3 protein-coding genes are annotated in these 6248 nt (G+C 70.3%); 1 reads left to right on the top strand and 2 read right to left on the bottom strand.

Annotated elements, in window-relative coordinates; all coding sequences use genetic code 11:
- Both EIO58_RS10970 and EIO58_RS10965 read right to left on the bottom strand, forming a co-directional pair.
- Window positions 1-1760 (bottom strand): ABC transporter ATP-binding protein (locus tag EIO58_RS10970; RefSeq protein ID WP_164861642.1); only part of this gene is annotated, 1760 nt, incomplete at its 3' end.
- A 134-nt stretch (window positions 1761-1894) separates the two neighbouring features.
- Window positions 1895-2446 carry an ECF transporter S component gene (locus tag EIO58_RS10965; protein WP_127819574.1) on the bottom strand — a complete coding sequence of 184 codons (552 nt, stop codon included), beginning with the start codon at window positions 2444-2446 and terminating at the stop codon, window positions 1895-1897.
- Window positions 2447-2587: 141 nt separating this feature from the next.
- On the opposite strand from EIO58_RS10965, the gene EIO58_RS10960 reads away from it, so the two are divergent.
- Window positions 2588-6172 (top strand): S8 family serine peptidase, encoded by a 3585-nt coding sequence (locus EIO58_RS10960; RefSeq protein ID WP_127819573.1) that lies wholly within the window; start codon window positions 2588-2590, stop codon window positions 6170-6172.
- Window positions 6173-6248: the final 76 nt, after the last annotated feature.

The following is a 6248-nucleotide window of genomic DNA, read 5'->3' as shown; positions in this document are numbered from 1 at the left end:
AGGTCGGTGACCGGGCCGGGGAGGTCGGCGAGCCGGGCGACGCGCGAGAGCTCCGGGTGCCGCTGCAGCCCGTGCAGCGCACGGCGCAGAGGCGGCGGGCGCAGCCCCGCGCGGGTGATGAGCTCGTCGTCGGAGAAGACCTCGGCGGTGGGTGCGGAGGCGATCACGCGCCCGTCGGCCATCACGATCGTGCGATGGGCGTAGTCGGTGACGAGCTGCATGTCGTGGGTCACCACGACGATGGTGGTGCCTTCGCCGTTGAGCTCCGACAGCAGGGCGAGCAGCTCGTCGGCGCGGGCGCGGTCCTGTCCGAACGTCGGCTCGTCGAGCACGAGCACGGGCGCACCGCCGACGAGCGCGGTGCCGACCGAGAGACGCCGCTTCTGCCCGCCCGACAGCAGGAACGGATGGCTGCCGGCCCTGTCGCCGAGCCCGAAGCGCTCGAGGAGCGCCTGTGTGCGGGCGCGCACCTCGTCGTCGGGCAGGTGCAGCCGGTGCAGGCCGTGGGCGATCTCGTCGAACACGGTGTGCGCGATGAACTGGTGCTCCGGGTTCTGGAACACGTACCCGATGCGCGCGCTGAGCGTCCGTGCTCCCGCGCGGCCGACGTCGATGCCGTCGACGTGCACACTGCCACGCGGGGGCGGCACGACTCCCGCGAGCGCCTGGATGAGGCTCGTCTTGCCGGCGCCGTTCGCTCCGACCACCGCAACGAATTCGCCGCGTGGGATGTCGAGGTCGATGCCGTGGAGCACCTCGCTGCGGCCCCGGCGAAGGGTGAGGTTCCGCGCAGTGATGAGCGGGGCGGCTGGGGCTGTCGCGGGGGCTTCGGATGTCGCAGAATCGCGCGAACCTCGGAGGATCTCGGCAAGAAGCTCCGACTTCGGGCTGAATCTCCGACCTTCGGAGCGCGGGGCGTCCTCGGCCTCGAGAGCGGCGCGGAGCTCGTCCGGGGTGAGGGGGAGCGGGTCGAGGGTGAACCCCGCGCGGCGCAGCCGCAGCGCGGCGAGCGTCGACACGGGCAGCCACACGCCCATCGCATGCAGCTCGTCGGCGCGGTGGCGGAGCACCTCGTCCACCGTGCCGTCGGCGACGAGCCGGCCCTCATGATCGAGCACGACGACGCGGTCGACGAACCCGATCGCCGCGTCGAGGTTGTGCTCGACGAGGAGGATCGCCCGGTCGCCGGCGGCGACGAGTTCGGCCAGCGCCGCATAGACCTCCTCGATCCCGTGCGGGTCGAGGTTCGCCGTGGGTTCGTCGAGCACGAGCAGCGGCGAGCCCAGCGCGAGCGCGCACGCGATGGCGAGTCGCTGGCGTCCGCCGCCCGACAGTCGGTCGGGGTTCTCGGACCGGCGCTCCCAGAGCCCGACCCGGCGCAGTGCGGCCTCGGCTCGCGCGAGCACCTCGGCAACCGGCATCCGCAGGTTCTCGGGGCCGAAGGCCACCTCGTCGAGGAGCGTGCCGGTGACGAGCTGAGCGTCGGGGTCTTGGAAGACCATGCCCACCCGTGTGCTGAGCTCGGCGACGGTCGTCTCGTGCGTGTCGAGTCCCTCGATGAGCACAGAGCCCGACACGTCCGCGGGCACCGCGTGAGGGATGAGCCCGTTGAGCGCGAGCGTCAGCGTGGACTTGCCCGATCCGCTCGGGCCGAGCAGCAGCACGACCTCGCCCCGTGCGATGTCGAAGGTGACGGATGCCGGAGCCGGACGGGTCTCTCCCTCATGAGTGATCGCGACGGAGCGCAGGCTCGCGAGGATGGCGCGTGCGGGGACGCCGACGTGCGCCGCGCGCGCGGCGGAAGGGTCGCGCTCGAGTGCGGTCACGGAGACTTCCGGGGAGAGGTACTAAGCCTCGCCTAATTTAGTCCACCCTAACCGCCGGCGCGACCGGTTCAGAGCCGGCTGCGCCGCGCGACGCCTGCCCGGCGCAGCGCTGCGCCGATCGCCATGCCCACCGCCGTCCAGGCGACGGGCCCGATGACGAACAGCGAGACGTAGACGACCTGTCCCCAGACGGGAAACTGCGACACGTCGGCGGCGAACCAGATCGCGGCGGCGATCACGACGCCGACGATGACCGCCGACAGGAAGAACCGCCAGGGTTCCCAGCGCCGGTAGCGCGAGGTCGCGGCGATCAGCTCCTGGAGGCCGCCGATGAGGATCGCCGTGCCGATGTAGCGCCCGATCCACAGCGGCACGATCGCGCTCGCGACGAGCGCGGCGATGAGGTGCGTGATGAGGGCGACCCAGGGCCGGCGGAGCAGATCCTGCGCGACGACGCCGGGCAGCACGTGGACGCCGAGAACGAGCCCGTAGATGATCGGCAGGCCGCCCGAAACGAAGCCGCTGATCGCTCCCGCACCCGCCTGCAGCACACCGGTCGCCACGCCGATTGCCGCACACGTGAGCAGAACGCTCGTCGAAAGTCGGGAAGTCGGCGCCACGTGCCCAGGCTACCGGCCCTCGGTCTCGCGTTTCTCACCGAGCTCTCATTTACTGAGATTCACCTGGGAGTTACGTTTGAGCGTGCTGCGCCCCAACGATGTGGCGCAGCACTTTCTGCAGGACCACGATGGAGGCCAAACATGGGTCGATCCTCCGTGCGGGCAGCAGCGGTCGTCACACTCGCCGCACTGTTCACCGGTACAGCCACCGCCAGCTTCGGGGCAGCGCCGGAGGAGGTGAACAAACCCATCCCCATGGACCTTCCCGCGGGCCGGTACATCGTCTTGCTCGATGAAGCGCCCGCGGCGACGTACGACGGCGGCGAAGCCGGGCTCGCCCCGACCAAGCCGGACGAGGGCGAGAAGCTGGACGCCTCGTCTCGCGAGGTGCAGCGCTACTCGAACTTCCTCGAGGACCGGCAGCTCGATGTCGCGACGGAGGCCGGCGTCGAGCCCGACGGGAACCTGACGATCACACTGAACGCGTTCACCGCGAATCTCACGGCCGCCCAAGCCGCCAAGCTCGCGGGAACGTCGGGTGTCGCCTCGGTCGTTCCCGACGAGATCCTCCACCCCGATGCGGTGCCGTCCACGGAGTTCCTCGGGCTGGAGGGCTCCGGCGGGGTGTGGGAAGCCGTCGGCGGTGTGGACGTCGCCGGCGCCGGGACCGTGGTCGGTGTCGTCGACACCGGCATCGCACCCGAGAACGCTTCGTTCGCGGGCTCGCCGCTCGGGTCGACCCCCGGTGCGGACCCGTACCTCGACGGCAACACCGTCGTGTTCGCCAAAGCGGACGGCAACACCTTCCGCAGCGACCGCGTGACGGGCGAGGAGTGGGGCAACGACGACTACTCGACGAAGCTCATCGGCGCCAAGTACTTCAGCGCCGGCGCCGCCGCGGCAGGATTCGACTTCGCGCCCGACTACCTGTCGCCACGCGACGCGGACGGCCACGGCTCACACACCGCCAGCACCGCCGCCGGCAACCACGAGGTTCCGGCGTCGGTCGAGGGCGTCGACTTCGGCACCATCTCGGGCGTCGCCCCCGCGGCGAAGGTGGCGGCGTACAAGGCGTGCTACGTGGGGCCGGACCCGCTCGTCACGACCGACGACATCTGCGCGCTGAGCGACCTGATGGCGGCGATCAACGCCGCCGCCCAGGACGGCGTGGACGTGATCAACTACTCGATCGGCGGCGGCGCCGCGACGACGACCCTCGCCACCGAGGATGTCGCATTCTTCAACGCGGCCGCGGCAGGCATCTTCGTCGCGGTCAGCGCAGGCAACGACGGTCCCGGCTCGTCCACGGCCGACCACGCGTCGCCGTGGTACACGACGGTCGCGGCATCCACCATTCCGACCTACGAGGGCACGGTGCAGCTCGGCAACGGCTGGCAGGCGCCCGGCGTCTCGGTGTCGGTGCCGTTCGGTCAGACGGTGACGGGCTCGGTCGTGTACGCGGGCGATGTCGCTCTCGCCGGCGCCAGCGTCGACGAGGCCGCGCTCTGCTTCCTCGACCGCCTCGACCCGGCGAAGGTGGCGGGCAAGATCGTCGTGTGCGACCGCGGCACGAACGCACGTGTGGAGAAGTCGCAGGCCGTCGGTGAAGCCGGTGGCATCGGCATGATCCTCGTGAACGTCACGCCCGGCTCGCTCGACAACGACTTCCACTCGGTGCCGACGGTGCACATCTCCGACACGCACCGCACGGATCTGCTCGCGTACGTGCGCGGCAACGCGGCGGCGACGGCGACGTTGCACAGCCAGAACATCACGGGTATCGAGACGGCCACTCCGGTGATCGCAGGCTTCTCGAGCCGCGGCCCCATGCTGGCCGACGGCAGCGACATCCTGAAGCCCGACATCTCGGCGCCCGGAGTCGCGATCCTCGCGGCGACGCACAATGGCGAGGGCAGCGACCCGACGTTCGGATTCAAGTCCGGCACGTCGATGTCGTCGCCGCACATCGCCGGTCTGGCGGCTCTCTATCTCGGTGAGCGCCCCGACGCCGCTCCGGGCGAGATCAAGTCCGCGATGATGACGACCGCGTACGACACGAAGAACGAGGACGGCTCGGCCAACACCGATCCGTTCGCGCAGGGCGCGGGCCACGTCGACCCGACGCGGTTCTTCGAGCCGGGTCTCGTCTACGACAACGGCGCCGAGGACTGGGCGGCCTTTCTCCAGGGCAAGGACCTCCACGACTTCGGTGTGGAGCCCATCGACGGCAGCGACCTGAACCTCGCGTCCATCGCCATCGGCTCGCTGTCGGGGCCGCAGACGGTCACCCGCGACGTCCGCGCCACGACCGCCGGCACCTACACGGCTGCAGCGTCGGTCCCGGGTGTCGATGTCGTGGTCTCGCCGTCGTCGCTGACGCTGGCGGAAGGTGCGACCGGCACGTTCACGGTGACCTTCACGAAGACGGATGCTGCTCCCGAGCAGTGGACGACCGGCTTCCTGACATGGAGCGGACCGACGACGGTGCGTTCGCCGATCGCGCTGTACCCGGTCACGGCCGACGCGCCCGCCGATGTGCCGGGCGAAGGCATCACCGGCAGCACGACGGTCGAGATCACGCCCGGCATCACAGGAGAGCTCCCGCTCAACCTCAGCGGTCTCGCCCCGGCGGTGCTTCAGACCGAGGCGGTCGACGCCGAGGCCAACGGCGACGTCCCGGTTCCGGGACACTCCGGCAACGAAGAGACCGGTGACGCGAACGGGTACTCGTACTACCTCGTCGACGTCCCCGAGGGATCGACGCTCGCACGGTTCGACCTCGACTCGTCCGACGACGAGGGCTCCGACCTCGACCTGTTCGTGTACCGCGTCGTCGGACCCGACGACTGGCGCTACTACGAGCAGTGGCAGTCGGCCAGTGCGTCGGCTGACGAGTCGGTCGTGCTGACCGCTCCCACCGCGGGCACGTACCTCGTGGAGGCGCATGTGTACTCCCACACGAACCCCTTCACGTGGGACCTCACCACCGCGGTGGTCGGCGCAGGAGGCGAAGGCTCGCTCACCGCGACGCCGAACCCGCTGCCTGTGACTGAGAGCGTGCAGGCGAGCTACACCCTGTCGTGGACAGGGCTCGCGCCGGACACCCGTTACTACGGCGTCGTGCAGTACGGCGACTCCGATGTGCGGACGGTCCTCACGGTCGACGCCGGAGCGGCTGCGCCGGTCGCGACATCGGCTCCCGCCATCACCGGTGCCGCGAAGGTCGGCAAGACACTCACGGCGAAGCCCGGCAAGTGGTCGCCGGCGGATGTCGCGCTGACGTATCAGTGGCTGCGCGACGGTGTTGCCATCGACGGCGCCACGTCGCAGAGGTACACCGTCGTTCCGGCGGATGCCGGCACGGCTCTGTCCGTTCAGGTGACGGCGACGCAGCAGGGCAATGTCAACGCCGGCGTGGCGGTCAGCAAGGCGGTGATCGTGAAGGCGTCGTCGAAGACGACCGTCACACCGAAACGCTACGTCGGCACGTCCTCGCACGACTTCGCCGTCACGGTCACGGTGAAGCCGTCCGGCGGGCCGGCCGCGACGGGTACGGTCACGGTGTGGGTGAACGCCCAGAAGTACACCGGCGAACTGGTGGACGGGTCTGTGACGATCCCGCTCAAGAAGCAGAAGCGCGGCGTGTACGCCGTGGTCGCCGCATACCCGGGCAGCACCTCGGTCGAGCCGTCGGGAAGCGCGTCGGCGTTCGTCGTCCTCAGATGAGCGCCTGAGCCAAGAAGGGGCGCCCGGGCTGAGCCCGGGCGCCCCTTCTGCGCGACCGAGGACGTCGTTCCGTCGC

Source organism: Microbacterium sp. CPCC 204701 (genome assembly GCF_004010105.1).
Lineage (GTDB): Bacteria > Actinomycetota > Actinomycetes > Actinomycetales > Microbacteriaceae > Microbacterium.
Note: the sequence above shows the minus strand (reverse complement) of the source record. Positions and strands in the feature narration are given on the sequence as shown.